This is a genomic window from Allokutzneria albata, assembly GCF_900103775.1.
Lineage (GTDB): Bacteria > Actinomycetota > Actinomycetes > Mycobacteriales > Pseudonocardiaceae > Allokutzneria > Allokutzneria albata.
The window spans coordinates 5021574-5047901 of record NZ_LT629701.1 but is presented as its reverse complement, the minus strand read 5'-3'; the positions used below and the strand labels follow the sequence as shown (position 1 = coordinate 5047901).

The following is a 26328-nucleotide window of genomic DNA, read 5'->3' as shown; positions in this document are numbered from 1 at the left end:
CAAGCCGACCTACCGCGGCTGCGGTAACCACGTCGAACAGGTGCTGGGCGACGTCCCTCGCGCAGAGCGCTGCTCCTGCTCGGCCGAGGCGCCGCCGCGCAGGTCGTGGTGGCCGTTCGGTCGTCGATGACGGAGGCGCACCACTGCCGGGCGGCGATGTGCGCGGGTACCCTGGGGGGTATCAGAGGAGGTGCGGGTGGAGTTGAACGAAGACGTCCTCACGGACGTGGTCAAGCGGCTGCGGCGCGTTCAGGGCCAGGTGGGCGGGATCGTCCAGATGATCGAGTCCGGGCGGGACTGCAAGGACGTCATCACGCAACTGGCTGCCGTGTCCCGCGCACTGGACCGCGCGGGCTTCAAGCTGATCGCCAGCGGACTGGAGCAGTGCGTCTCCGACGACTCCGAGAAGGGGGCGGCGGATCGGGCTCAGCTGGAGAAGCTCTTCCTCGCGCTGGCCTGACTCGTCAGCCGAGCCAGCGGCCCGCGCGCATGAGGTCGCGGCCGCGCAGCTCGTTCGCTTCGCGCCAAGCCTGGACGCGCCGCGGCAGGATGCGGAAGTACTGGTAGGGCTCGTCGAGTTCGCGCGGGTCGAAGCCGGTCTTCGCGGCGAACGCGTCGCCGACGTCGGGGGTGACCTCCACCGTTTCCGCGGCGCCGTCGACGATGACGACGTCGCGGGTCGGTCCGAGACTGAGCCGCACCTGTCCGTCGGCCAGCAGGTTGCGGCCGGTGACCGAGGCGCGCGGGGTCGAGATGAGGAAGGCGGTCCCGTCCCACAGGAAGGAGAGCGGGACGAGGTGCGCGCCGCCCGGTGAACCGGATGTCGCGACCCACAGGTCGACCTCGCCGTCCAGTTTCGCGCGGGTGTCCCGCAGCCTTTCCTCAAGTCCGCGTGGTGCTGTGCCGGTCATCGTTGCTCCAGTCGTCTCAGGGGAAGCTCTTGCTCACGGGGTTTCCCAGGCGAATCCGTCCGGGTCGGTGAAGGGGCCGGCGGAGCTGCCGATCGCGATCCGGTGCGAACCTTCGCCGTCGGGGGCGACGCCGAGGTCCTTGGCCAGGGCGCGACGGCGGTACAGGGCCAGCTTGATGGGGCTCGCCCCGGCGGCGAACTCGACGTACATCCGGCCGAAGCTCCTCGCGACGACAAGGCCCTGGTCGACGTAGAACCGCTTGCTGGCGGCCACATCGGCGACTCCGAGCAGGAGCACGATGTCGTCGATCTCCCGCGTGGCGGGGCCGGTGTCCTTCTTCGCCGAGGTCGCGATCTTCCAGATCGTGCCGTCCGGTGCCTGGACGACGCCGCCGTAGCCCCACAACGACTTCGTGGCGGGCTTCAAGGTCGTGGCGCCGACGCCGAGCGCGGAGCTGACCAGACTGTCTACAGTGGATGGTTGGGACACGGTCAGCGAGAGCGTGAACCCGCGGAAGCCCGTCGTCGGAGCCTCCGAGGCCCGCAGGCGGATCTGCGTGTCCAGGCCGAAGGCGTTGCTGTAGAAGCGCTTCGCGGCCGCGGGGTCGGCCACGTCGAGGGTGACGGAGTCGATGGCAGTGGACGTCAGTGTGTTGCTCATTGCGATTTTCCTTACGTGAGCGGGGGAGCTGGTCAGTTGTCGTGCGAGGAAGCCGCCTGCTTCACCAGTGCGCCGATCCTGGCCTCGTCGTCGGCGGTCAGCTCCTTCAGGGCGAAGTAGCTCGGCCACATGGAGCCGTCGTCGAGGTTCGCCACGTCACTGAAGCCGAGCGTGGCGTACCTGGACTTGAACTTCTGCGCGCTCTGGAAGAAGCAGAGCACCTTGCCGTCCTTGGCGTAGGCGGGCATCCCGTACCAGAGCTTCGGCGCGAGGCCCGGTGCCGCGGCCTTGACGATCTCGTGCAGCCGCTCGGCGATGAGGCGATCGGCGTCGGGCATCTCGGAGATCTTCGTGAGCACGTCGTGCTCCCCGTCCGCCTTGCCCTTGCCCGTGCGGCGGCGCGCTGCCGCCTTCAGCTCCTGGGCGCGCTCCTTCATCGCGGCGCGTTCCTCGTCGGTGAAGCCGTCGAACTTCTTGTCGGTCGCAACGCTGCTCATGGTGGGAATCTCCTTGTCTGCGAGTGGTGGTGGGGCGAGTGGTCCCGGGCCGCGCGGAGCCCGGGACCGGAACGGGTCAGCCCCAGGCGCCGGCGATCTGCCGGGTGGTGGCGTTGAGGCGGTTGAACATGTTGGTGACGCTGATCATCAGGATGATCGCGGCCAGCTGCTTCTCGTCGAAGTAGGTGGCGGCGGTGTCCCAGACCTCGTCGCTGACCGCGTCGGCGCGGTCGGCCAGCCGCGTCGCGGCCTCGGCCAGTGCGAGCGCCGCCCGCTCCTCCTCGGTGAAGTACGGGGCCTCCCGCCAGGCGACGACCGTGGCCAGCCGCTCCTCGCTCACCCCGGCCTTGCGCGCGGTCTTGGCGCCACCGTCCACACAGGCGCTGCAGCCGTTGATCTGGCTGACCCGCAGGTGCACCAGCTCCAGGATCTCTCCCGCGACCCCGCCGGTGTGGGCGGCCTTCATGATCTCCTGGATGGGCTGCATCGCGCCGGTCAGGACGACCGCGGGGTTCTTCATTCGAGCCTGCATCTCGGTTTCTCCTTGCTGTGGTGGTGCGCTGTCTCTCAGGTGGCTCAATCACAGGCGGACGGCGCCTAGCATGACGACGCCGGTGGGACACCCTGGGACAGTTGAAGTGCCCCTGACCAGCGGCGATCAGGTCGAAAAAACGTCCGGGACAGCGGGACAAGGAGACGGCGACAGTGGTTGTGCAGCAGCGGCCGGTGGGCGGTGCCCACCCGCAGGACGAGTTGGCGGCCCGGCTACGCCTGGTCCAGGAGCTGTCCGGGCGCGGCCTCCGTGCGCTCGCGCGGGACACAGGTCTCAGCTCGTCATCGCTGTCGCGCTACTTCAGCGGCCAGACAGTGCCGCCGTGGCCCGCGGTGATCGCGTTGTGCCGCTTGGTCAAGCGCGACCCCCGCCAACTGCGCCCCCTGTGGGAGCGGGCCGCCAACCCGTTGCCCGCGCCCCCGAAGACCAGCAGGCAGGTCCAGCCGCCGTCACCACCAGCCGGGGCGCCTCGCCCGCCGCGCAACGATCTTCCGCGCGACGTTCCCGACTTCACCGGGCGCGAGGACCAGCTCGCCGCTGTGCTCGCGGCGGTGGGCAGCAGCCGGGTGGTCGCCGTCGACGGCATGGCAGGTGTGGGCAAGACCTGCCTTGCGGTGCACGCCGCGCACCAGCTCGCCGCCGAGTACCCCGACGCGCAGCTCTACGTGGACCTGCACGGGTTCACCGCGGGGCGCGAGCCGCTCGGTCCCGATCCCGCGCTGCGGACCTTGCTCGCCGCCTTGGACGTGCCATCGGAGAAGATCCCGCAGGAGGGCGGCATCGAGCCGTTGGCCGCCTGCTGGCGGGCGGAGCTGGCGCACCGGCGGGCCGTCGTGGTCCTCGACAACGCCGCTGACGCCGAGCAGGTCCGCCCGCTGCTGCCGGGTGCGGGTCCGTCCGTCGTCCTGGTCACGAGCCGGAACCGGTTGCTGGGTCTGGACGAGGTGCCCCCGGTGTCGCTGGACGTGCTGACCCCGCAGGAGAGCGCCGAACTCCTGGCCCGCGCCAGCGGCGACCCGGGCGGATCGGACAGCCGGTTGACCCGCGATCCGGAAGCCGCGGCTGAGGTGCTGCGGCTGTGCGGTCACCTGCCGCTGGCCCTTCGGCTGGCCGCGGCGCGGCTGCGGCACCGGCCGGGCTGGACCGTCGGCATCCTCGTCGAGCGGATGGCGGAGGGCGCGACCGAGTTCGACACGGCGTTCGCGATGTCCGTCAAGCAGCTCGACCGGGCGCAGCACCGCTTCTTCCGGTTGCTGGGCCAGTTGCCCGTCTCGACCTTCGACGAGTACGTGGCGGCTGCCCTCGCGGACATCCCGCTGCGCAGCGCCAGGGCGATGCTGGAGGACCTGCTCGACGCGCACCTCGTCCAGCAGCCCGCGGCGGGCCGCTACCGGTTGCACGACCTCGTGCGCCAGCACGCGCGCAAGACCGCCGCCGAGCAGGACGCCCCGGAGGAGCTGGAGCAGGCAGTGGGGCGGGTGCTCGACTACTACGTGCACGCTGCGGCCGCCGCCGACGCCGTGGTGTCGTACTCGTCGCCCCGCCGGGAGGTCTCCGCCGGGCGCCCTCCCGCGGAGCTGCCGACGTTCGCGGGCAAGCACGCGGCGCTGTTCTGGTTCGGCACGGAGTACGCCAACCTGATGGCGGTCTTCGAGACGGCGGTCGCCGCCGGGGCCGACGTGCACGTGTGCGAGCTGCCGCGTTTCATGCGGGCGTTCTTCGCGCGGCGTTGCGGCACGACCCACCTCAACGTGCTGTTCGAGCGCTCGCTGGTCGCCGCGCAGCGGCTGGGCGATCCGCTGCAGCTGGCCGAGGCGCACAGCGATCTGGGCTTCGCCCGCTACAACGCGGGCCGGATGGCGGAAGCGGGTGCCGCGTACGAGGCGGCGGCACCGTTGGTGGCACAGGCCGAGGACACCAGGTCCGAGGCGGAACTGGCCATGCGCCGGGGCTACCTGAGCTGGGACGAGGGCCACGTCGAGGAGCCGCTCGACCTGTTCCGGTTGGCGGGCAAGCTGTACGCGGACGCGGACTGCCCGACGGGAACGGCACAGGCGACCGCGTACGAGGCGTGGTCCATGTTGCAGCTGGGACACCGCGAGGAGGCGGCGCGGCTGGCTCGCACAGTGCTGGACATCCCGCACAGCGACCCCGCGTGGCCTCCTGCGTTGACGGCTCGGATCACGCTCGGCGTCGCGATCGCCCACGAGGGAGCCGAAGAGGCGGTCGAGCACCTGGAGCAGGCGCTGGCGCAGGCCCGCGAGGACGGGCACAAGCACAACGAGGCGTGGTGCCTGAACTGCCTGGGCGTCGCGCTGCGGCAGCTGGGCCGCTACGAGGAAGCGCTCGCCGGCCACCGCCGGGCCTTCGCCCTGCTGGACGAGCTGTTCGAGGAGCACTGGAAGATCCACTTCATCAACGGTTACGCCGAGACCTGCCGGCTGGCGGGCCTGCCCGAGGAGGCCCTGCGGCTGCACCGGCAGGCGCTGGAGCTGGCCCCGGGACTGGGGTACCGGCACGCGCAAGCGTTGGCCCACGAGGGCATCGCCGCCGTGCTCGACGACACCGACCCGGCCGCGGCCGCCGAACACCGGGCGGCCGGGCAGGCCATCGTGCGGGAAACCGGGTGACCTGCGTGGGGGCATTTCGGACGGGCGCGGGGCATTTCCGGTGATATTTCCACGGCCACCGCTTCTGACGTGCAGTTTCAGTTCTGCTTGAAGGGTGTGGGTGCCCGCGAGAATAACGAGTGCGTCTACTGGCGTTCTTTCTTGCTTGTCAATGTGGAAACTCTCGCTGACCCCGACTTCCCCGAAGGAGTTCCGCCATGACGACCTGGCCGATCCTCAGCGAGTCCCACGAGGCGTTGCGCACCGCCGTGAACGCCGTCACCGACTGGGAGGCCGCGACTCCCTGTTCGCAGTGGAATGCCACGCAGGTCCTCCAGCACGCGGCGGGCGACCAGATCGCCTTCGCCGCGTTCCTCACCGGGGGTGACGGTCCCTCCGAGGACCCGTTCTCCCCGTCCGGCTCGCTGTCCGACACACCGGGCAACGTCGCCGAGCACGCCATGAAGCTCTCCGCGACGGCCTGGGCGGGGGTTGCCGCCGACGCCGAGAACGTGGCCGTCCCGGTGCCGCCCAACTCCATGCCCGCGTCGCTGGGCGTGGGGGCGTGCGCGCTCGACGCCGCCGTGCACGCCTGGGACCTGGCCGTGTCCGCCGGGGCTCCCTCGCCCCTGTCGGCCGCGCTCGCGCGGGAACTCCTCCCGGTGGCGCAGCAGATCGTGGAGCCACTGCGCGCCTACGGCGCCTACGCGCCCGCGCTACCAGGTGAGCCCGGCGAGGACGACGCGGCCGTTCTGCTGCGCTACCTCGGCCGCGATCCCCACTGGAGCCGCTGAAAAGCAGAAGGGCCGAGTCGAGGATCTCGACTTGGCCCTTCTGCGATGCGACCGCGTCAGCGGGGGCGCGCGATCAGGTTCCACGCGCCGGGCACCGGCTGGTTCAGCATGCAGAACCAGTCACCCTGGATGCGCAGCTGCCCTTCCTGGAAGCGGCCCTCGCCGACGCACTTCGGCTGGGACGGGTAGAGCCCCCAAACCTGGGGGTTCGCGGCCTGCGCCACTCCCGTGTTCACCAGGCCGAGCGAGGCGAAGGCGGCGGCGGCCGCTCCGAAGACGGCGAGCCGCCGGATGCTGTCAGTCATGATCCCCGAGGTCCTTAAGATTGATCTTGAAATCGGACGTGGGCAGGATAGCGAAGACCGTCTGGATCCCTTCTGCCGCTTCATGCTCGAACGAAGGAGTTCGACGTTAACCACCCGGCCTGGTGGAGACGGGGTCGCGCGAATCGCGGACGAGCGGCCCGCGATCCGGTGCGCTCCAGTCGAGAGCGCCGGGGTCGAGTCGCTGCGCCGCCGAACGTGCCGCGCCCGCGTCGAACGGTCCGACGAACGAGCGGACGGCGTAGGTGCTCGCCGTCCACGGGGCGGAACCCCGCGCGGGCTCCAGCGCGATGGCCAGCTTCTGCTTGCCGGAGGTGAACTTCGCCGGGATGGCGAAGGTGTCCTGGAGCCACCGCTGGGAGGCGTTTCCCGTCGGCTGGAGCCAGGTTCCCACCTCCTTGCCGTCCACGAGGACCTTGACCTCCTGGTAGGGGCGGGCGTGGTCGGCGGTGCGGACGAGCTGCACGCCGGTGTTCGCCTTGTCCACCGCGACGGTGAAGCTGATCTTGCCGGTGCTGGAGGTGATGGTGCCGGTGGCGCTGTCGTGGTCGTCGTCGCCCTCGAAGCTGGACGTCAGCTTGGCCGTGGTCTCCTCGTCGGAGCGGTAGCCGTGCAGGTCGCGTTCCTTGGCGTTGCCGAGGTCGATCCGGTCGGTGCCGCGCAGCGTGGTCCGCGAAGTGCCGTACCAGTAGGACGTCGCGCTGTAGTCGGCGGCGACGTCGGCCAGCGGCCCGGACTCCATGCCGAAGCGGAACGCGCTGCTGAACGGGATCGCGTCCGTCACCATCAGCCGGTAGGCGCCGGTGCAGTCGAACTGGCAGCCGTCACCGCCGACCTCGTGCGCGGGGTACCCGGCCGACGGCATGGCGAAGGTGCCGGTGCGGAAGTACCAGCCGGACTCGTAGAAGTCCTCGGTTCCGGTGCCGTACTGGATCGGCGTGAGCACGCCGTCGGCGTAGATCCGCTCGTCGCCCTCCAAGTACAGCCGGGGGACGTCGGTGCCTAGCGGCAGCTTGCCGCGCATGCTGTGCGTCATCCCGTAGTAGACGCCTCGGCCTGAGGTGTCCAAGGCGATCCAGTCCTTGTCGCGTTCGGCGGCGCCGCTGCGGTGCGTCGCGTGGAAGTAGCCCAGCGAACCGTTGGGGCGCAAGCCTTCCGCGACCTTGCTGTCCGGTGCCGACGTCACCTCGACCGACGCCGCCTGGATGGTGGTCGAGCTGCCGTTGACGATCTCGACGACCGCGTTGCGCCCGAAGGGCATCGGCCACCACGAGGTGTACCAACCGTCCTTGCCCGGGTCCATCGAGAACATCAGCGACCGCACGTCGAACTCGCCGAGACCGGAACCGAAGAACTCACCGATCGGAGCGTCCACAGTGGTCACCCCGTCGAAGCTGATCCGCAGGCGGGCCCCGGACAGCACGGCGTCGGAGGCGGCCACCTGGCCGGCGTCGACGGGGTAGTAGGAGGAGCGGCGCCCCTGCCACGTCTGCTTCTCGACCTTGTAGCCGTGCGCGGCTTCCTCACCGGGGTGCTGCGGGCCGAGGTCCATCACGTCGGTGCGCACCCATGAGCCGTCCACGAGGCTGTGCACGTCGTAGCGGAACTCGTTGAGGTCCACGTCGGAGGCGGCGAACTCGGTGCGGACGGTGATCTTCGACTTGCCGGAGGTGAGCGCGGGCGCGATCTCCATGCTCTGGTCCAACCAGGTCAGCGGGCCGAGTCGGGACTTGTGCCGCCACTGGCCCGCGAGTATGCCGTCCACGAGCACGTTCGCCAGCTGGTTCTCCACCTCGGGGTCGAAGCGCCGGGTCAGCCGCACCCCGGTGTTCTTCGGGTGCACCGCGGCGGTGAAGGTGCTGGCGCCACCCGGGCCGAAGGCCCTGCCGTCGTCGGCGACCGTGGGGCTGGGGATCACTTGGGGCAGCCGCACCCGCAGCTGGCTGATCTGCGCGGGCCCGGACAGCGTGGCGACCTTGGCCGCCGCGCCCGGCTGAATGTCCACAGTGGACCTGCTGGTGCTCGCCCCCCGTTGCGCGGGCTTGGGGTCGGCCAGGCCCGACGCCCGGAGCCGGGCGATGACGTCGGTCGCCGGGTCCTTGGGGTCGAAGGCGGGAACGCCGTCGGCGTCGGCGAAGGTCCGGTAGACGACGTGGTGGAACAGCGGGTTGTGCTGCGTGGTGACCCGCATCGAGGTCCGGAACGGCATCGGGACCTTGATCACCACGCCGCCGGAGGTGTCGTCGCGGTTGCCGACCAGCGGCCACACGAACGGCGCGCCGAGCTTGCCGTCCACCACGTCCTGCAACGGGGCCTTCAGCACCGTCCTGCCGTCCAGCTCGACCTTGATCCAGCCGGTCTTGGTCACGATTCCCTCGTCGCGGGTGAACCAGATCGACTCGATCTCACCGGCCCCGGCACGCTCGGCGATCACACAGTTGGTGGCGATCGTCCGCAGGCAGGAGTACGTGCCCTTGAAGCCGTCGTTGTTGCGGCCTTCCCTGTCGTAGCTGGAGAACTGCCGCGTCTCGGTGGCGCCGCGCAGTGCCGCCATGCCGCCGAGCCCCCGGTAGGCGGCCCAGCCGACGGGTCCCTTGTCCTCCGGCGGTGCCGCGGTCTGCGAGGAGGCCGCCGCGGCCGAAGCCAGGGTCACGGCGGCGACCACGATCAGAGCGGTGGACGTCCGCCACACGACGTGACGGAAGCGATGGATGCCGCGCACGGCTCCCCCTTGTGGTGCTCGTCCATAGTGGACAACGGTGGTGAATTGCCACCTTCTCGACGGGCGGACGGGAAAATGGTTGCCCGCGGTTGCGGCCTTTCAGGCTGGAATGAAGTGCGGGCGGACGTGCGCTCACGCTCCGACACCAAGCGGTGCGGAGCGTGAGCGAAACATCCAGTGTGGACTCATGCGCTGCGTGCTCTGGCGCGGTGGAGCAGGTAGTAGATCCCGCCTGCAACCACCGACCCGGACAGCCACGAGAAGTCGGTGTTGTTCATCGCGATGGCGAGCGGGCCGCGCATCACCGGCACGAGTCCGTACTGCCACGTCCACGCGGCGACCACGCCGAGGGCGAGGCAGAGCAGCCCGCGCCAGTTCACCGCGGCGGACTGCCGGTAGAGCGAAGCCACGTCGAGTTTTCCGCGCCGCAGCACGAAGTAGTCGACCAGCACGATGGCCGCCCACGGGCTGATCCAGATCAGGATCGAGGTCATCCAGTTGTCGAAGGCGTGCGCGAAGCTGTCCGCGCCCAGCAGGAGCACCAGCACGGCCGAGGCGATCACGCCCGCGACGAGGGTGAGCTTCCACCGGGCGAGGCGCACGCCGATGGACAGTGCGGCCAGCGAGCACGAGTAGAGGTTGAGGATGTTGGTCGCGATCGGCCCGTGCATGATCAGCAGCAGCACCGGGAGCGCCATGGTGCCGAACGCGCTGACGACGATCGCCGACGGGTCGCTGCTGCCGCCCGCGCTGGCCAGGCACGCGCCCAGCGCCGCGAGCCACACGGTGGGCAGGTACATGCCCAGGGCAGAGGACCAGAACACCGACCGCGGGGAGGCACCGCGCCGCACGAAACGGCTGTAGTCGGCGGAGTAGGGCACCCACGAGATGCCCCAGCCGACGCCGATCGCGGTCAGCAGCTGGGTGACCGCGGTGAGCTTGTCCGGCACGGTGACGGCCGTCGCCGCGGTCCAGTCCAGCTTCGCCTGGCTCAGAGCCAGGACGGTCATCACGGCCATCACGAGCACCGTCGCGGGCACGGTGTACTTCTCGAAGGTGCGGATCGCGTAGAAGCCGTACAGCGCCAACCACAGCTGCACGGCCATGATCACGGCTGCGACGACGTACTTGAGCCACGGGCCGCTCTCGACCCCGAGCTGGCGCAGCACTGCGAGCATCAGGTCGAGCACGACCCAGGTGTTCACCCCGACCCACGCCATCGTCAGCAAGCCCTGCACCACACCGGGGACCACGGCGCCGCGCCTGCCGAACGGCGCCCGGCCGAGGACCATCTGGTTCACCCCGGTGCGGTGGCCCATCACGTTGCACAGCCCGAACACCGCGCAGCCGACGAGGTTGCCGAGCGCCACCACGACCAGCGTCTCGACCAGGCTCAGCCCGAGGGTGACGCCGAGCGCGCCGAGCACCCAGTTGATGGGGGCGATGTTGGCCCCGGACCAGATCCAGAACTGCTCCCACGGTGTGGAGTCCCGCCCGTGGTCGGGGATCGGTTCGATCCCGTGCGCGTCGAAGGGCACGTGCTCCGACTGTTCCACCGCCATCACAACCTCCGTCACAACCGTCGCGACCCGAGTGATCTGCCTTACGGAAGCACCCGGATCGCCCCACAGTCAGTGGAGGAACATCCACCCCTTCTGCGTTGTCCTGTGTAAGTTCACAGCGTGTTCACGATGCGCTCGTTGCTGGACGATCCGGAGCTGGGGCTGCGGCTGCTCGTGGAGGGGCGGCCGGGCGCGCTCGACGAGCGGGTGGTGTGGGTGCACAACACCGAGCTGCCCGACCCGTCGCCGTACCTGGGTGAGCGCGAACTGGTGCTGACCAACGGGATGTGGCTGGAGCAGGCCGAGGCAGCGGGTTTCGTCGACGCAGTGGCCCGTGCGGGGGCAGCGGGGATCGTCTTCGGCCTGCGCGAGCAGGTGCCCCGCACACCGCGGGAGGTGATCGACGCCTGCGCCGCCGCGCGACTGCCGCTGGTGGAGATCGCGATCGGCGTGCCGTTCACGGCGGTCACCCGGGCCGCGGCGGGCCACTACGCGGAGATGCGCCAGTCGAGCCTGCTCGGCCTGGTCCGGCGCGGAGACGCGCTGACGACGGCACTGTCACGGGGTGCGGGCGTGGCCGGAGTGCTGGACGTGCTCCGTCGCGACCACGATCTGCCTCTCGCGGTCGTCGACCGTGCCGGGCGACTGCTCGCGGCGGCCGGGGCCGAGCTGACGGCGGACCAGCGGCACGTCGCCGCGGAACGCCTGGGCGACCGCCCGCCACCGTTGGAAGCGGATCTCGGTGCCGGGGTCACGGCGAGTCTGTTCCTCGTTGGCGCTGTCGGTGACCTCGACGCCGCACTGCTTTGCCTGCGCCCGCTGCGCGAACTCGACAGCGGGGAACGCGACGCGCTGGAGCAGGCCGCCCGGTTCCTGAGCCTCGAAGTCGCCAAGCAACAAGCTGTGCATGCGATCGAGCTGCGCTTCGCCAGCGAGCTGCTCGACATGATCCTGTCCGGTCCACAGCGGGCGGCGGAGGTTCCGGGCAGGCTGCGCGCGTTCGGAGTGGACCCGAGCGGTGCTCTCGCCGTGCTCGCGTTGGCGTTCGGCGACGCCGCGACCGCGCCGACCCAACCCGGTCTCGCCGAGGCCGTGACGGAGTTCTTCCTCGCCGAGAACACCCCGGCCGCCGTCGCCGGGGGAACCGGAGACGTCGTCGCGGTGCTGCCGTGGCGGCGCGGTGAGGAGGAGCTGCGCGAGGTCGCCGACCGGTTGGCGCGCGCCGTCGACGATCGCTTCCCCGGTCTGCGTGCCGTCGTCGGGATCGGTGGCAGCGCCGAGAACGCCGCTGGGCTCAAGCAACCCCTCGTTCGTTCACGCGACGCCTGCCACGTGCTGCGCCGCCGTTCCGGAGTGCCGCGCGTGGCGACGGTCGCCGAACTGGGCACTCACCGCCTTCTGCTGGGCTTGCACGACGCGGACACCTTGCGGGACTTCGCCGATGTGGTGCTCGGGCCACTGCGCGAACACGACGCGCAACGCGGCAGCGAACTCGTCGCCACCGTGCGGGCATTCCTGGACAACGGCGGGCAGTGGGCGGCCACGGCAGAGGCGCTGTACGTGCACGTCAACACCTTGCGCAACCGCCTCGCCAAGGTCACCGAGCTGACCGGTCGCGACGTCGCGCGCACCGAAGACCGGGTGGACCTCTACCTCGCACTCGAAGCGGAGGGATTCTCCGGGTAGCTCGGCGGAGCGGGAAGCGGCTCGGCCACGAGCGCGGGATCGGCGAGCACCCGGTCCGCCAGGTCGGCGCACCGGACGAAGGACACGTCGCCGCACTCCAGCGCGTACTCGACGAGCTGCCGCAACGCCATGATCCGCCCGGGCCGCCCGGACAGGAACGGGTGGCAGCACAGGTTGAACAGGCAGCCGTAGTGCCGCATCCCGTCCAGCTCCGCCCGCCACATCTCCAGCACCTTGACCGGGGACTCGATCACCGAGCCGATGTGCGGTTCCGGGAGGAAGGCGTACTGCTCCCAGTCGTCCAGCGACCAGTGCACGGGCAGCTCGGCGATCTCGCCCCGCGCCGTGGCGATCCGGTACGGGCGGTCGTCGGCCATCAGCGAGGAGTCGTAGCGCAGGCCGTGCTCGGCGACCAGCTCCGGGGTCTGCCACCGGGCTCCCCACAGGGCCGCGCGGTGGCCGGAGATCTCGATGCCCTGCGCGGTGAAGACGTCCATGGCCCTGGCGAAGTCCTCCCGCTCCTGCGCCGCGGTCATCGAGGTCGGAGCCCGGTGCGCGTAGGAGTGGTGTGCCACCTCGTGGCCGCGGTCCACAATGGACGCAGCAAGCCCCGGCCGCTGCTCGGCGACCCACCCGGGGATGAAGAACGTCGCCGGGACACCGAGCTCGTCGAGCATGTCCAGGATGCGCGGCACACCCACGTCGGGCCCGTAGGACTGGTGCGACATGGTCATGAGGTGCTCGGCGTAGTGGGCGCCCGCGGCCAGCACGGGGCTCTCCGCGTCCACGTCGAAGGTCAGGGTGGCGACGGCCGCCGCCCCAGCGAGCCACGAGGTCGTTGTCATGCCTGCCTGCTCTCCCGCCAGCGGCGGACGTTGTCCAGGGTCACTGCGGGGTCAAGCATGCCGTGGTCGAACGGGTCGAGCTCGACGTCCTTGGCCACCCGGCGCGGCAGGTCCGGGTTGGCCAGTGCCGCCCTGCCGACGGACAGCAGGTCCGAGTGCCCGCCGTCGAGCACCCGCTCGGCGAGGACCGTGTCGTGCATGCCGCCGTTGGCGATCACGGGCAGCCCGGTGAGCTCGCGGGCGATGCTGGTGATCGTGCGCCCACCCGCCAGCCGGGCGGTGTCCAGCCAGTTGCGGCCCTCGCTGGCGATGTGCAGGTAGTCGGCTCCGGCCGCGGCCAGGGCGGAGTAGGCCGCCTCGGCGTCGCGCTCGCCTTCCGGCCAGCGGTAGGTGAAGTCGTTGACCTTGGTCTGGGACAGCCGCACGCCCACCAGGAATCCCTGTGGCACCACAGCCTTGATCGCGCGCACGACCTCGGCGGCCAGCTTGATCCGGTTGGCCATGGGGCCGCCGTAGGAGTCCGTGCGCTGGTTGGTGTAGTCGGTGATGAACTGGTCGAGCAGGTAGCCGTTGGCCGCGTGGACCTCCACGCCGTCGAAGCCCGCGTCGACGGCGTTCCGCGCGGCGGCGGCGAATCCGGCCACGACGTCCTCAATGTCCCTTGTGGACATCCCACGCGGGGTCGGCCAGGGGCCGCTGCCGCCGTACTCGGGCATCATCTCGCCGCGCGGCTGGACCGCGGACGGGGCGATCCGCTCCGAGGTGTACCGGTTTCCCTGGGACAGCGCCCCGGCGTGCATGAGCTGGCCGACCAGGACTCCCCCTGCGGCGTGCACGGCCTCGGTGACCGAGCGCCACCCCTCGACGTGCTCGGCGGAGGCCAGGCCGGGCTGGTCGAGGTAGCCCTGGCTGTGCGCGGTGTCGGGGTAGATCCCCTCGGTGATCACCAAAGGGAAGCCGCCCTCGGCGAATTCCGCGTAGTAGCGGGCCATTTCGGGCGTCGGAACGCCTTCGGGCGAGGCGGAGATCCTGGTCATCGGAGCCACCGCGTAGCGCGAGGACAGCTCGTGCGCGCCGAGCCGGAACGAGGAGAGAGCGGGGTGGGAAGTGCTCATCTGACTGCCTTTCGTCTGTTCTGGTGGGGGAGGACGTGCCGTTCCACTTCGGTTGCGGTGGCCAGCAGGAGGTCATCGCGGTGCGTGGTGGCTGACAGCAGCACGTTGCCCAGCGCGACGCCTGGCATGTCCAGGTGGCTGGTGAGCATGGTGCTGCGCAGAACGCGGCGGTTCGCGGCTTCGGCGACGTCGAGGTCCGTCGTCACCGACTCCACCGTGGGAGCCGGGTCTCGGGTGGTGGGGAACAGCAGCACCGCATCGTCCACTTCGGACTGAACGCGCTGCTTCAATCGAGGAAGGGCATGCAGGACAGGCTTTTCGCTGTTCGGCTCGTAGCGGCTGAGTCGACGCGCGATGAGGGGGTCGATGGTGGTCGAGGCACGCAGGTGCCCGTGGGCGCGGTAGGCGTCGGCGAGCACAAGAGGGCCGTGCTCGTCGATGAGGCGCTGCGTGTCCTCCAACGCCTGCAGTCGTTTGCGAATCACCGGGAATCCTTGCTTCTCAAGGGCTTTCGCGACTGACTCGAATTCGTCGGTGATCTCCGGAGAGCAGTCCTCGGTCAGCTCCCCGAGGGGGATCACCAAGCGCGGGCGGTCTGTCCTGACGGGGGCGACTGAGCGCAGCACGGCGTCCACCGCGGTGATCATGTACATCGATCTGGCAAGCACGCCGACGCTGTCCAGCTGGGGCGACAGCGGTTGCATTCCGCGGCGGTCGTAGCGGGTCGTGCTCGGCCGGTAGCCGATGACGCCGCAGAAGGCGGCAGGGACGCGGATCGAGCCCGAGGTGTCCGAGCCGATCCCGACCTCCGCCACCCCGGCGGCGACCGCGACGGCCGAGCCGGAGGAGGAGCCGCCTGGCACGCGGTCGGGAGCCAGCGGGTTGACGGGATTCCCGAAGTGCGGGTTGAGGCCCAGGCCGGTGAAGGCGAACTCGCTGAGGTTGGTCTTCCCGATGGACACCGCTCCGGCCGCCGCGAGCCTGGCGACCACGGGCGCGTCGGTGGAGGCGGGCTCGGCATTGGCCCTGGTCGGCGAGCCGTTGCTGGTGACGGTGCCTTCCAGGTCGAAATTGTCCTTCCACACCAAGGGAATTCCGTCCAGGGGTCCCTTGACGGCGCTGGCGCGGTGTCGTCGATCGCTCGCCTCCGCCTCGCGGAGCGCGCGGTCGGGCAGCATCGTGATGAAGGTCCCGCTCGGCGCGGAGTCGAGCCATCTCACGGCGCTGTCCCGATTTCGATCAGGAGGGGGCCGGTCTCCGTGCCGTTGATGCCGACGAGGTCCTGCGGGCAAGCCGAGACGACCACGACGCAGTCCAGCTCCGCCCGGAAGGTCACGGCGGCTCCGGCGGCGGCGGGAGACGATCGCCATTCCAGCTCGCCGTTCGGCGCGGCCCGGATGTCCATGAACACGTTGACCGGCTGCGGCACGGTGGTGATGCCGATGCCGAGCTCCCGCAGCGCCGTCGTCAGGTTCTCGGCGCACGACGCGTGCTGCCCGGTGTGGCCCAGTTGTCGGTAGCGCTCGGGATCACAGGCGGGGATGAGCATGTCGTGGCGCCCCGGCGAGGTGTCTTCGACCAGGGTCAGGACCGGCCGTCGGCGCGTGGTCACGAACTGCTCGCCCACCTCGGGGAACAGCCGGTTCACGTGCCCGCGGGTGTGGGACGCGCTCAGGTGCTCGGTCAGGTCGCCGGAGACGAACGCGAACAGGTCGCCGACCTGCGCTCCGCGCGGCGTGCTCACCCGCACCAGGTCTCCGGCCCGGACGCGCACGGCTCGGCCCTGACGGGCGGGAACGGTCACCTGCGTGATCGACGAGGTCAACTCCATGCACCCACTTCACCAGCGCGGGGCAGGGGCTCGCCATGGATGATGAACCACTGAGGTGCGGAAACGTTGTGTGATCCTCCACTGTCAGACCGGCCTGCTGTAGTGGGGCGCCGATCGCGGAGGAGGGGCCAGTGGACCGTGCGGAATGGCGGCCGTTCTTGAAGCTCTGGAGTGCGGAGTGGATCGCCGCACACGATCCCGAGCGGGACGAGCCGCTGGACGAGGACGTGGTCCGGGACGGGTGGCTCGGCTTCGCCCCGGCCGGTCCCGTGGACGTCGAGGCGACCGAGGCCCGTCTCGGTCGTCCGCTGCCGCCGTCCCTGCGCGAGTTCCTGCTGGTCACCAACGGCTGGCGGGACGCGGGCGATTTCATCTACCGGCTCGCGGGCACGACCGAGCTCGCTTGGCTGCGCGATACCGACGACGCCAGCTGGATCGAGGCGTACAGCGGCTACGCGGAGGAGGGCGAGGTCGACGACGCCGACATCATCGGACGGTCCCTGCGCGTCTCGCTGGAGGGCGACGCGGCCGTCATGTTCCTCGACCCGGAGGACGTGGACGAGAACGGCGAATGGGCGGCGTACTGGCTGGCCTCGTGGTCCGGGGAGGGGCCGCAACGGCACGACTCGTTCCGCCACCTGATGGACGAGCAGTACGTCGCGTTCCACGGCCTCCGCAAGCCACCGGGCCGGACGCGGGACGACTGGGACGACAAGGTCGAGCGGGCCCGGCTCGCCGCGCTCCGCGGCGAGGTCGACGCACCCCTCGCCGTGTGGGAGCAGGCACGCCGGTTCGGCCGGGAACGGGCCACCGTGCTCCGCTTCCAACTGCTGGCCATGCTGGGGAACTGGTACGACGCGTCGCTGAACGATGTCGTCCTGTTCGCCGCCGACCGCGCCGCACTGTCGCGAGATCCGCTGTTCGCCTCGGAACTGCTTCCTCTGCTGTTCGTCGAGGACCGGCTGCACCACAGAGGCGAGTGCTTCACGCTGTCCCAGCTCCAGCGAAACGATGCCGGAGGAGCGCTTCAACCGCTCCTGGACGAGTACCGGGAGCGGCTGTCGCAGCCCGGGTTCCGCCTCACCTTCGGGAACCCGGAGTTCGACGCGGCGGTGCACCGCGTTATCGAGCGCGTCGGATCCGACCCCGCGGAGGTCGACGAGATGTGGCCGGAGCTGCGGAAGGCCATGGAGTTGTGGCGCCCGGTGAGCGAGGACCACATCGCCCCGGTCGTCCTGTTCGCCGATCCCGTCCTGGCCAAGATGATCACTCCCGAGCGCGGCGGGGAGATCCTCTCGATGCGGCGAGGAGCCGGGTGAGGCGCCACCCGGCTCCTCCGCCTCAGCCCGGTTCGCCGCAGTACGCGACCTTGATGAACTTCTCCAGCGCCTTCGGGAACACCTCGGCCGGGTTCATCGGGTGGTCCCCGGTCGTCACCGAGGCGGTCAGGGTCTTCCTGCCGTCGGGGGAGCTGTACATCAGCGCCCCGTAGCCCCCGGGCGGGCCGCCGTTGTGGTGCAGGACGGTTCCGCAGCCCGGGCCGAGGTCCTGCACGAACACGCCGAGGCCGTAGCCGATCTTCGGGTCCGGCTTGCGCATCTCGGCCAGCAGCGGGGCGGGCAGGAGCTTTCCGCCCTGCAGCGCGGAGAAGAAGGTCCGCAGGTCCTCGGTCGTCGAGATCATGTCACCGGCGGCGAACAGCAGGGAGAGGTTCTGGTGGGTGACGTCGACCGTCTTCCACTCGCCGGAGTCCTGGTAGCGGTAGTAGCCGTGGGAGTGCGGCCCGGGCAGCGTCGACCGGGCGCCGGGCACGACGGTGCCGCGCAACCCGAGCGGTCGCAGGATGCGGCGCTGCATCTCCTCGGCGTACGAGCGGCCGGTGACGTTCTCGATCAGCAGTCCGGCCAGCGTGTAGTTCGTGTTGGTGTAGTTGAAGTCGGTCCCCGGCGCGAACCGCGCGGGCTTGGACAGCGCCAGCCGCACCAACTCCTCCGGGCGGTAGGTGTGGAAGCGGTTGTCCACCCATTCCTTGCCAGTGGCGGGAATTCCCGGCACGAACGTCCCGTCGGGGTAGTACTCGCCGGTGTAGTTGAACAGCCCGCTGGTGTGCTGCAACAGCATGCGCACCGTGATCCGGCGGTCCAGGCCGAACTGGGGAAGGTAGTCAGCCGCGGGGGCGTCGAGCCCGACCTTGCCTTCCGCCACCAGTTGCAGCACCACGGTCGCGGTGAAGGTCTTGGTGCTGCTGCCCGCCCAGAATCGCCCATTGGTCGGCGGCTTCGCGGTCGAGCCGAGCTTGCGCACGCCGGCGCTGCCGACCCACTCGCCCCGTTCGTCGTGCACGCGCAGCTGCATCCCGGAGAAACCGGCGTCGACGACCGCCTGCATGGCCGCCTGCAACTCCGGGCGCTCCTGCTCGGCGGCCGTCGCCGTCCCGGGAACGGCCAGCAGCGCGACCGCCAGTGCCGTGGTCCCGAGCCGCCGGAAGAACCGCGGCGTCGAGGCCGCGTTCGCTGTACTGGTCATGGCGACGACAGTCGTCCTGTGCGCTGACACCGTGCTGACACCGCCGTGTCAGGAACGTGGCGGGGGTGTGTCAGCCGGGCCGCCGATCGTAGCTCCCATGACGAGTTCGGCGATTGCGGTTTCGGGACTGCGAAAGGCTTTTGGGGACAAGGTCGTGCTCGGCGGCATCGATCTCGATGTGCGTGCCGGCACCATCTTCTCCCTGCTCGGCCCGAACGGGGCGGGCAAGACGACCACGGTGAACGTGCTGACCACGTTGATGAAGGCGGACGGCGGGACGGTCCGCGTCGCCGGGCACGACGTCGCCACCGACGCCAAGGCGGTGCGCGCGGCGATCGGGGTCACCGGCCAGTTCGCCGCGGTGGACGAGCTGTTGACCGGGCAGGAGAACCTGCAGCTGATGGTGGACCTCAACGGGGTCCAGGACGGCAGGCGGATCATCGCCGAGCTGCTGGAGCGCTTCGAGCTGGCGGAGTCGGCGCAGAAGCCCGTCTCGACCTACTCCGGCGGCATGCGCAGGAAGCTGGACCTGGCGATGACGCTGGTCGGCGACCCGCGGATCATCTTCCTGGACGAGCCGACGACGGGCCTGGACCCGCGCAGCCGCCGCACCATGTGGTCGATCATCCGCGACCTGGTCGCCGATGGCGTGACGATCTTCCTCACCACCCAGTACCTGGAGGAAGCCGACCAGCTCGCCGACCGGATCGCGGTGCTCGACCAGGGCCGCCTGGTCGCCCAGGGCACTCCCGGCGAACTCAAGCGGCAGATCCCCGGCACGCACGTCCGGCTCCGGTTCGCCACCGCCCACGGGCTCGACGCGGCCGCGCCGCTGTTCCCCGGCTCCACGCGCGCCGACGACGGGCTGACCCTGCGCGTCCCCGGTGACGGCGGGACCGCCTCGCTGCGCGCCCTGCTGGACCGGCTCGACGAGAACTCGCTCAGCGCGGAGGAGTTCTCCGTGCACACCCCTGACCTCGACGACGTTTTCCTCGCCCTGACGGGCCACACCACGGAGGCCGCGAAATGAGCGCCAAGTCCCATTCGATGGTGATGTTGCGCCGCAACGTCAAGCACATCGCCCGGAACCCGACCTCGGTGTTCAACGCGGTGCTGATGCCGATCATCGTCATGCTGATGTTCGTCTACATGATGGGCGACGCGTTCAGCGTCGGCGTCGACTACATCGACTACGCGACGCCCGGGCTGATGCTGCTGGCCGTCTGCTACGGGCTGGGAGCCACCGCGACGTCGGTGAGCTCCGACATGACGAAGGGCATCATCAACCGCTTCAAGGTCATGGACGTCTCCCGCGGCGCGGTGCTGACCGGCCACGTGATCGCCAGCCTGCTGACCAACCTGATCGCCATCGCGGCTCTGATCGGCGTGGCCTTCCTCCTCGGGTTCAGCCCGGCGGCGGGATTCCTGCACTGGCTCGGCGTCGCGGGCATGGTGGTGCTGCTGGGATTCGCGACCGGCTGGCTGACGATCGCACTGGGACTGGCGGCGAAGTCGCCGGAAACGGCGGGCCTGGCCGCGGTGCCGCTGGTCATGCTGCCGTTCTTCAGCAGCGCGATCGTCCCGGCCGAGAAGATGGGCCCGGGCCTGCGGGAGTTCGCCGAGTACCAGCCCTTCACGCCGATCATCGAAACCATGCGCGGGTTGCTCAACGGCGCCCCTTCGGCCGGCGCCTCGATCACCGCGATCGCCTGGTGCGTCGGCATCGCGCTCGTCGGATACCTGTGGGCGCGCTCCACCTTCGCCAAGCGCGCCTGACCCCACCAGAACCCCGTGCGGAACAAGAGGAGAACTGTCATGCGCACCTTCGCCACCACCGGGCCGATCACCGCGACCGTCGAGGTCGCCGGAGCCCACGTGCGGGTCACCGCCAGCGACCGGACCGACACCGCGGTCCTGGTCGAGCCCATCGACAAGGCAAGCCGGTCGGACGTGAAGGTCGCCGACAAGACCAAGGTCGCTTTCGCGGACGGGCAGCTGTCGGTCAAGACGACCGCCTCCGGCAGCAAGAACGGTTCCGTCGCCATCACGATCGACCTGCCCGTCGGCTCCAAGCTCGCCGCGTACCTGGCGCACTCGGCCGTGCAGGCGAACGGCTCGCTCGGCGCCTGCGAGCTGCACATCGCCTCTGGCCGGGTCCAGCTGGACCGCGTCGGCGCTCTGCGGGCGAACCTCGCCTCGGGTGAGGTCGCGGTCGGCCACGTCGCCGGGCGCGCCGCTGTCGAAGGCTCGGCGTTCACGATGCGGATCGGCGAGGTCGACGGCCCGGTCGGGCTCTCGAACTCGGGCGGGCAGGTGTGGATCGGCCACGCTCGATCCGATCTCGACCTCGGCAGCGCCAGCTGCGACTTCGTCGTCGACCGCGCTGACGGCGACGTCACCGTCGGGACCGCCAGCGGCGCCATCCGGATCGGGCAGCTCACCAACGGCCGGGCGAAGCTGACGAACGCCTCCGGCAACATCGAGGTCGGCATCAGCGAGGACGCCGTCGCCTCCGTCGACGCGGGCAGCGAGCGCGGAGCGGTGCACGACTTCGTTTCCCCGCGGGGAAATCCCGCTCAGGCCGTCCGCAAGGTCATGGTCCACGCCCGCACCCGGCACGGCGACGTCATCGTCCAGCGCGCGGCGAGCTGACCCTCACGAGGCGAGCGTGTCCTCGACCAGCTGCTCCCAACCAGTCCGCGCACCTTCCTCCGTCACCTCGGCGAACCGTGCTTCGCCGAGGTGACGTTGTGCGTCCCGCTCGATCCTGACCGCGTCCGGGTGGGAGCGGTCCGGCAGTCCGCGCACCACGGCGCCTGCCGCGAGCAGCCGCGCCGCCTGCTCGTACTGGTCGAGCCGGGTCGCCAGGTCCGCTATCCCGACGAGAACCCGGGCGATCAAGGGCGCGTGGCCCGCCTCGGTCGCGGCCTGCCAGGCGGCCACGCGGTGCGTGCGGGACTCGCGGAGATCGTCGGTCAGGTAGCCGAGCACGTCGTGGATCTCCCCGCGCATGTTCGCCTCCTCCGCGGCGGCGCCCATGAGGACGGTCGCGTGGCCGAGGTGCTTGCGGGCCTCCTCCGCGTTGCCGCTCCACCGCGCGAGCTCAGCCTTGGTGAGGGCCAGCTCGACCAGTGCGTGCGGCCAGGTGACGCCCTCGGCGAGCCGCTCCGCCTCGGCGAGCGCGGCCGCGCTGGACTCCTCGTCTCCGCCGAGCCGGTGCAGCCGGGCCTGGTTGGTCCGCATCCGGATGACGTCCTCGACGGCCCCGACCTCGCTGACGACCACCATCGCCTGCTCGTAGTGCTCGCAGGCGACGGCGAACTCGCCGCGCGTGGCGAGCCGGTCCGCCAGCTCGGCGAGGGCCAGCGAGATGCCGAACCGTTCGCCGAGCGCCCGGAACTCCGCGAGCGCCAGCTCCAGGTTGGCCTCACCCTCCCGGCTGCCCTGGCCGAGGATGATCCGCATCTTGCCCGCCTGGAACCGGGCCAGCGCCCGCACCCAGGGATCGTCGCTGTCCAGCAACGACTCGAACGCGGACACCGCGCCCACGGGCTCGCGCAGCAGCTGTTCCAACGGGATGACCAGGTCCGCCAGCGGATTGGCGTGCTCGGCGCGCTGCCGGAACCGGTACGCCTTGCGAATCCACTCCGCGCCGAGGTGCTCGTCGCCCCGGCCGGAGGTCACGAAGTGCGCCACCAGCCCGTAGACCATGGCCCGCACGTCGTCGGTCACCTCGCCGGGGACCTCCGTGGCCGCGATGATCAGCTCCATGCCCTCGGCCCTGCGCCCGCCGAGCCACCAGTACCAGCCGGTGGCCGCCGCGAGCCGCATCGCCGACTGCGCGTCACCGGCCGCGATCGCCGCGCGCATGGCGGCGCTGATGTTGTCGTGGTCGGCTTCGAGGGTGGCGAGCCACTCCAGCTGTTCGGCACGGCGCAGGTACGGCTCCGCGGTCTCGGCCAGCTCGGTGAAGTAGGCGAGGTGCGCCTGCCTCGCCAGATCCGTTTCCCCGGCCTCCGCGAGCCGGAGCGCCGCGTATTCCCTGATCGTGCCGAGCATCCGGTAGCGCGGCGCGCCGTCGCCCTCGGCGACCAGCAACGACTTCTCGGTCAGCGCGGTGAGCAGTTCCAGCACCTCGTCCGGCTCGACCGCGTCGCCGGAGCAGACCCGCTCGGCCGCCTCCAGGCTCGTTCCGCCGGAGAACACCGAGAGCCTGCGCAGGACCGTTCGCTCGGCGTCGCTGAGCAGTTCCCAGCTCCAGTCGACCACCGCGCGCAGCGTCCTGTGCTGCGGGATCGCGGTCCGGCTCCCGCCGGTCAACAGGCGGAAGCGGTCGGCGAGCCGGTTCGCGAGCTGCTCCAAGGACATCGTGCGCAGCCGGGCCGCGGCCAGCTCGATCGCCAGCGGCATCCCGTCCAGCGCCCGGCAGACGCGCGCCATGGTCGCCAAGGTGGTCGCGTCGGACGCGAGGTCCTTGCGCACCGCGCCCGCCCGGTCCCGCAGCAGCCGGACGGCGGGGGAGGACTCGATCTCGCCGGGAGCGGCGTGCTCCTCCGGCACGGCCAACGGCACGACGTGCCACAAGGCCTCACCGGTGATGCCGAGCGGTTCCCTGCTCGTGGCCAGGATGCGCAGGCGGCGGCACTCCCCGAGCACTCGATGGGCGAACGCCGCCGCCGACTCGATCACGTGCTCGCAGTTGTCCAGGATCAGCAGCGTCTCCCGCTCGCGGACCGCGGCGATGAGCCGGTCCGTCGGCTCGGCGTTCGGGGCCTCGGCGAGCAGACCGTCGCGGAGGCCGATCCCGGCCAGCGCCGCCTGCGCCACGTCGTCGTCCGCGCCGATGCCCGCCAGCTCCACCAGCCAGGTCCCGTCCGGCAGCTCGCCGAGCAGGCTGCGCGCGGTTTCCGTGGCCAGCCTGGTCTTGCCGGTTCCGCCCGGCCCGATCAGCGTCGTGAGCCGGTGTTCGGCGATGAGGTCGCGCACCGCTGCGACATCGGAGTCCTTGCCGATGTAGCTGGTCAGCTCGGCGCGCACGTTGGTCTTGCGGCTCTCCTCCGGCTTGCGCAGTTCGCCCCGCAGCAGCGCGACGTGCAACTTGGACAGCTCCGGCGAGGGGTCGACACCCAGCGTGTCGGCCAGCGCTTCCCGCGTGCGCTGGTAGACCAGCAGTGCGTCGGTGCTGCGCCCGGCCGCGACGAGCGCGCGCATCAGCGCGGCGACGAGCCGTTCCCGGGTCGGGTGCGCGGCCACCACGTCGGTCAGCTCCGTGACCAGCTCCGCGCCGTTGCCGAGGCCGACTTCCGCGTCGAACCGGTCCTCCATGGCGCCGAGGCGCAGCCCTTCGAGCCGGGTGACCGCCGCGTCGAACGCTTCGCTGTCCGACAAACCGACGTCCTGCATGGCCGCACCGCGCCACAACGCGAGGGCGTCGCGCAGCAGCTGGGCCCGGCGGGGATCGTCGTCGTTGCGCGCCTGGCCGACGAGGCGTTCGAAGCGCACCGCGTCCACCGCGTCGGGCTCGACGGCGAGCCGGTAGCCGTCCGTGTGCCCTTCGACCGACCCCTCCGGCAGCACCTTCCGCAGCCGGGAAACCAGGCGCTGCAACGCATTCGCCGCGTCGGACGGCGGGCGCTCGCCCCAGATCCAGTCGACGAGCCTCGCCTTCGGCACCACGCGACCCGGTTCGAGCGCGAGCGCGATCAGCAGCCCGCGCAACCGGGCGCCCGGCACGTCGGCGGTGCCGCCGTCGCCCGTGCGAACCTCGAACGGTCCAAGCATCCCGATCTGCACTCTGCGATCCTGCCATGGCGGATGAGCAGCCCGAGGTGGTGAGGAACGACGTGGGGGAGCGCACACTCCGGACCGGAGCTCGCTGGTCGCACATCGTCCTGTTCTGGGTGATGGGCTTCCTGGGCGTCGTGATGGTCGCCCAGGGCGCCCTCCACGACCAGATCTTCGGCGGCTTGATCTTCGTCGTCACGGCGGTGCTGTCCGTGGTGAAGCTGAGGGAAGCCGTTGTGCTCCAGCCCGACGGCATCGTGGTGCGGGACCGGTTCCGCTCTCGCCGCATCGCGTCGGATCAGGTGGTCGCGGTGGAGGTGGAGGACTGGCGCTCGACGCTGTACGTCCCCTTCTCGTTCCCGGTGCTGCGCCTGTCCGACGGCTCCACCGTGCCGCTCGACATGCTCAAGTCACTGGGAAGCGTCAGTCGTGAGGCTGAGCTGCTGCGGTCCCATCTGCAGCGCTGACGATCTCGAAGCTCTCGTCGAGCTTGGCCACCAGGTCGCCCGCCACCTGGGGAGCGAGCTCCCGCGCCCACCGGCCGACCGCGTCGAGGAAACTGACGAGATCCTGGTGCGCGGAGTGCAGCTGGGCGGCGAAGTCAGCCAGCGATGCGGTGATCGCCTGCTCGGCGGGAGGACGATCCTCGCCGAGGCCGCCGTCCGGCCGAATACGTACGTCACCGTCCAGTAGCTCGACGCACGGTGAGGGGTCGTGGCCGAGCCACGGTTCGCCACCGCTCGGCACCGACATCCATTCGCGCCATTCCTCCAAGCCGCAACAGCAACTCGGCGGGATGACGACGCCGGTCCATGTGTCCCGGGCCAGCAGGCCACCCGGGGCGACCAGGTGCTCCCTCTCCGTGATCGCCCGGAGCGCGGCGGCGATCTCGCGCGGACTGGAGTCCTCCGGGACGAGCGCCGCCATCACCGCGCCGACCTGGGGCGCGGATATGCCCGCGGACAAACGGATCATGGCGCCGGGGTCGGCGACCGGCCACGGGGCGATGCGGTTCGCGCCCGAGGTGTCGATCACGGGTTCCAGGATGAGCACGGTTCACTATCGTCGACTCGCGTCCGAGCCGGCAGAGGCGGAGTGGTGACGATGGAAGAAGTGTTGTCCGGCGGGAACATGACCAGTGTCGTGAAGGTGCGCGACACGGTTCGCCGCGCCTCCGGGCCGTGGACTCCGGCCGTGCACGCCCTGCTCGGGCACCTCCGGCGCCGGGGGTTCGACCGCGCTCCTGAAGCGCTCGGGGTCGACGAGCGGGGCCGGGAGAACATCAGCCTGCTGCCGGGCTCCGTCGCCACCTACCCGCTGCCCGAGCACGTGCTCTCCGATCGGACGCTCGTCGCCGTCGCGGAGTTGTTGCGCGAGTACCACGACGCCACCGCGGACTTCGTGCCACCGACCGGCGCGCACTGGCAGTGGCCGTCACATGAGCCGGTAGAAGTGTTGTGCCACAATGATTTCGCCCCGTACAACCTGATGTTCGAAGGAGATCGGTTGACGGGCGTGATCGACTTCGACACCGCTTCGCCCGGGCCGAGGGTGTGGGATCTGGCTTACACCGCTTACCGATTCGTGCCGTTGACCGATCCAGCCAACCCGGATGTGCCGTATCCGGGCATCGCTGAGCAGCGTCGTCGGCTTGAGCTGTTCGTGCGGTCCTACGGCTTCGCGATCACCCCCGCCGACGTGGTGGAGGTGGCGATCCGAAGGCTCCGGGAACTCGTCGACTTCATCGTCACCCAGGCGCGCAACGGTGATGAGGCCCAGCAGAAGGTGCTCGATCGCGGCGACACCCTGATCTACGAACGGGACATCGCCTACCTCGAAGCGAACACCTGGTCCTAGGCCGAGTCCGGGGCGCCATCGCCGCGATGCCAAGCTCGGTCTGGTGGCAGGCG

General features: G+C 70.5%; 24 protein-coding genes. 10 read left to right on the top strand and 14 right to left on the bottom strand.

Features of this window, described 5'->3' with window-relative positions:
* Positions 1 to 196 precede the first annotated feature (196 nt).
* Positions 197 to 460 carry a metal-sensitive transcriptional regulator gene (locus BLT28_RS22635; protein ID WP_030433526.1) on the top strand — a complete coding sequence of 88 codons (264 nt, stop codon included), beginning with the start codon at positions 197 to 199 and terminating at the stop codon, positions 458 to 460.
* 4 nt (positions 461 to 464) lie between these two features.
* On the opposite strand, the gene BLT28_RS22630 is transcribed toward BLT28_RS22635, so the two are convergent.
* The 4 genes from BLT28_RS22630 to BLT28_RS22615 all read right to left on the bottom strand — a co-directional run bounded on the left by BLT28_RS22630 (position 465) and on the right by BLT28_RS22615 (position 2600).
* Positions 465 to 911 (bottom strand): pyridoxamine 5'-phosphate oxidase family protein, encoded by a 447-nt coding sequence (locus BLT28_RS22630; protein WP_030433525.1) that lies wholly within the window; start codon positions 909 to 911, stop codon positions 465 to 467.
* 33 nt (positions 912 to 944) lie between these two features.
* On the bottom strand, positions 945 to 1571 hold the full coding sequence (locus BLT28_RS22625) for a VOC family protein (protein ID WP_030433524.1): 627 nt from the start codon (positions 1569 to 1571) through the stop codon (positions 945 to 947).
* Positions 1572 to 1603: 32 nt separating this feature from the next.
* A complete protein-coding gene (locus BLT28_RS22620) occupies positions 1604 to 2068 on the bottom strand; it encodes an iron chaperone (RefSeq protein ID WP_030433523.1) in 465 nt (154 codons plus the stop codon).
* A gap of 76 nt (positions 2069 to 2144) precedes the next feature.
* A complete protein-coding gene (locus tag BLT28_RS22615) occupies positions 2145 to 2600 on the bottom strand; it encodes a carboxymuconolactone decarboxylase family protein (protein WP_030433522.1) in 456 nt (151 codons plus the stop codon).
* Positions 2601 to 2773: 173 nt separating this feature from the next.
* Here BLT28_RS22615 and BLT28_RS22610 point away from each other — a divergent pair, with 173 nt between their 5' ends.
* A complete protein-coding gene (locus BLT28_RS22610; protein ID WP_231950380.1) occupies positions 2774 to 5251 on the top strand; it encodes a tetratricopeptide repeat protein in 2478 nt (825 codons plus the stop codon).
* A gap of 197 nt (positions 5252 to 5448) precedes the next feature.
* Positions 5449 to 6024, top strand: coding sequence for a TIGR03086 family metal-binding protein (locus BLT28_RS22605; RefSeq protein ID WP_083383777.1), 576 nt, complete (start codon positions 5449 to 5451; stop codon positions 6022 to 6024).
* Between the two features lie 56 nt (positions 6025 to 6080).
* Here the strand turns inward: BLT28_RS22605 and BLT28_RS22600 are convergent, their stop codons facing one another.
* From BLT28_RS22600 to BLT28_RS22590, 3 genes are all read right to left on the bottom strand, one after another.
* Entirely contained in the window at positions 6081 to 6329 is a 249-nt protein-coding gene (locus BLT28_RS22600) for a hypothetical protein (protein ID WP_030433519.1), read from the bottom strand.
* 106 nt (positions 6330 to 6435) lie between these two features.
* Positions 6436 to 9069 (bottom strand): glycoside hydrolase family 172 protein, encoded by a 2634-nt coding sequence (locus BLT28_RS22595; protein WP_063766711.1) that lies wholly within the window; start codon positions 9067 to 9069, stop codon positions 6436 to 6438.
* A 185-nt stretch (positions 9070 to 9254) separates the two neighbouring features.
* Positions 9255 to 10631: a cytosine permease gene (locus BLT28_RS22590; protein ID WP_030433517.1), complete on the bottom strand. Its 1377-nt coding sequence runs from the start codon at positions 10629 to 10631 to the stop codon at positions 9255 to 9257.
* 129 nt (positions 10632 to 10760) lie between these two features.
* On the opposite strand from BLT28_RS22590, the gene BLT28_RS22585 reads away from it, so the two are divergent.
* A complete protein-coding gene (locus BLT28_RS22585) occupies positions 10761 to 12317 on the top strand; it encodes a PucR family transcriptional regulator (protein WP_231950880.1) in 1557 nt (518 codons plus the stop codon).
* Here the strand turns inward: BLT28_RS22585 and BLT28_RS22580 are convergent.
* From BLT28_RS22580 to BLT28_RS22565, 4 genes are read right to left on the bottom strand one after another with little or no spacing between them, the layout of a single operon-like run.
* Positions 12281 to 13162, bottom strand: coding sequence for a polysaccharide deacetylase family protein (locus tag BLT28_RS22580; RefSeq protein ID WP_043814186.1), 882 nt, complete (start codon positions 13160 to 13162; stop codon positions 12281 to 12283). The two genes, BLT28_RS22585 and BLT28_RS22580, sit on opposite strands and share 37 nt — an antisense overlap.
* On the bottom strand, positions 13159 to 14277 hold the full coding sequence (locus BLT28_RS22575; protein ID WP_030433514.1) for an oxidoreductase: 1119 nt from the start codon (positions 14275 to 14277) through the stop codon (positions 13159 to 13161). Before BLT28_RS22575 ends, BLT28_RS22580 begins: the two co-directional genes overlap by 4 nt.
* A complete protein-coding gene (locus BLT28_RS22570) occupies positions 14274 to 15497 on the bottom strand; it encodes an amidase family protein (RefSeq protein WP_052408205.1) in 1224 nt (407 codons plus the stop codon). The genes BLT28_RS22575 and BLT28_RS22570 overlap by 4 nt, the downstream gene beginning before the upstream one ends.
* Positions 15494 to 16108, bottom strand: coding sequence for a DUF1989 domain-containing protein (locus tag BLT28_RS22565; protein ID WP_030433512.1), 615 nt, complete (start codon positions 16106 to 16108; stop codon positions 15494 to 15496). Before BLT28_RS22565 ends, BLT28_RS22570 begins: the two co-directional genes overlap by 4 nt.
* A 131-nt stretch (positions 16109 to 16239) precedes the next feature.
* On the opposite strand from BLT28_RS22565, the gene BLT28_RS22560 reads away from it, so the two are divergent.
* Positions 16240 to 17427: an SMI1/KNR4 family protein gene (locus BLT28_RS22560; RefSeq protein ID WP_052408204.1), complete on the top strand. Its 1188-nt coding sequence runs from the start codon at positions 16240 to 16242 to the stop codon at positions 17425 to 17427.
* 22 nt (positions 17428 to 17449) lie between these two features.
* Here the strand turns inward: BLT28_RS22560 and BLT28_RS22555 are convergent, their stop codons facing one another.
* Complete coding sequence (locus BLT28_RS22555) at positions 17450 to 18634, bottom strand: serine hydrolase domain-containing protein (RefSeq protein ID WP_030433510.1); 1185 nt, start codon at positions 18632 to 18634, stop codon at positions 17450 to 17452.
* 97 nt (positions 18635 to 18731) lie between these two features.
* On the opposite strand from BLT28_RS22555, the gene BLT28_RS22550 reads away from it, so the two are divergent.
* Genes BLT28_RS22550 through BLT28_RS22540 form a run of 3 tightly spaced genes read left to right on the top strand, consistent with a single transcriptional unit; the run spans position 18732 to position 21286 of the window.
* Positions 18732 to 19664 (top strand): daunorubicin resistance protein DrrA family ABC transporter ATP-binding protein, encoded by a 933-nt coding sequence (locus tag BLT28_RS22550; protein WP_030433509.1) that lies wholly within the window; start codon positions 18732 to 18734, stop codon positions 19662 to 19664.
* The gene (locus tag BLT28_RS22545) at positions 19661 to 20410 is read left to right on the top strand and encodes an ABC transporter permease (RefSeq protein ID WP_030433508.1); all 750 of its coding nucleotides are present in this window, start codon (positions 19661 to 19663) and stop codon (positions 20408 to 20410) included. The genes BLT28_RS22550 and BLT28_RS22545 overlap by 4 nt, the downstream gene beginning before the upstream one ends.
* A 39-nt stretch (positions 20411 to 20449) precedes the next feature.
* Positions 20450 to 21286 (top strand): DUF4097 family beta strand repeat-containing protein, encoded by an 837-nt coding sequence (locus BLT28_RS22540; RefSeq protein ID WP_030433507.1) that lies wholly within the window; start codon positions 20450 to 20452, stop codon positions 21284 to 21286.
* A 3-nt stretch (positions 21287 to 21289) separates the two neighbouring features.
* Here BLT28_RS22540 and BLT28_RS22535 read toward each other — a convergent pair whose 3' ends face one another.
* Positions 21290 to 24427, bottom strand: a complete 3138-nt coding sequence (locus BLT28_RS22535; protein ID WP_030433506.1) for a BTAD domain-containing putative transcriptional regulator — start codon at positions 24425 to 24427, stop codon at positions 21290 to 21292.
* Positions 24428 to 24441: 14 nt separating this feature from the next.
* Between BLT28_RS22535 and BLT28_RS22530 the strand changes: the two genes are divergently transcribed.
* Entirely contained in the window at positions 24442 to 24885 is a 444-nt protein-coding gene (locus BLT28_RS22530; protein WP_030433505.1) for a PH domain-containing protein, read from the top strand.
* On the opposite strand, the gene BLT28_RS22525 is transcribed toward BLT28_RS22530, so the two are convergent.
* Positions 24842 to 25453, bottom strand: coding sequence for a hypothetical protein (locus BLT28_RS22525; protein ID WP_156051828.1), 612 nt, complete (start codon positions 25451 to 25453; stop codon positions 24842 to 24844). The two genes, BLT28_RS22530 and BLT28_RS22525, sit on opposite strands and share 44 nt — an antisense overlap.
* Positions 25454 to 25522: 69 nt before the next feature.
* On the opposite strand from BLT28_RS22525, the gene BLT28_RS22520 reads away from it, so the two are divergent.
* Entirely contained in the window at positions 25523 to 26275 is a 753-nt protein-coding gene (locus BLT28_RS22520; protein WP_030433503.1) for an aminoglycoside phosphotransferase family protein, read from the top strand.
* Positions 26276 to 26328 lie beyond the last annotated feature (53 nt).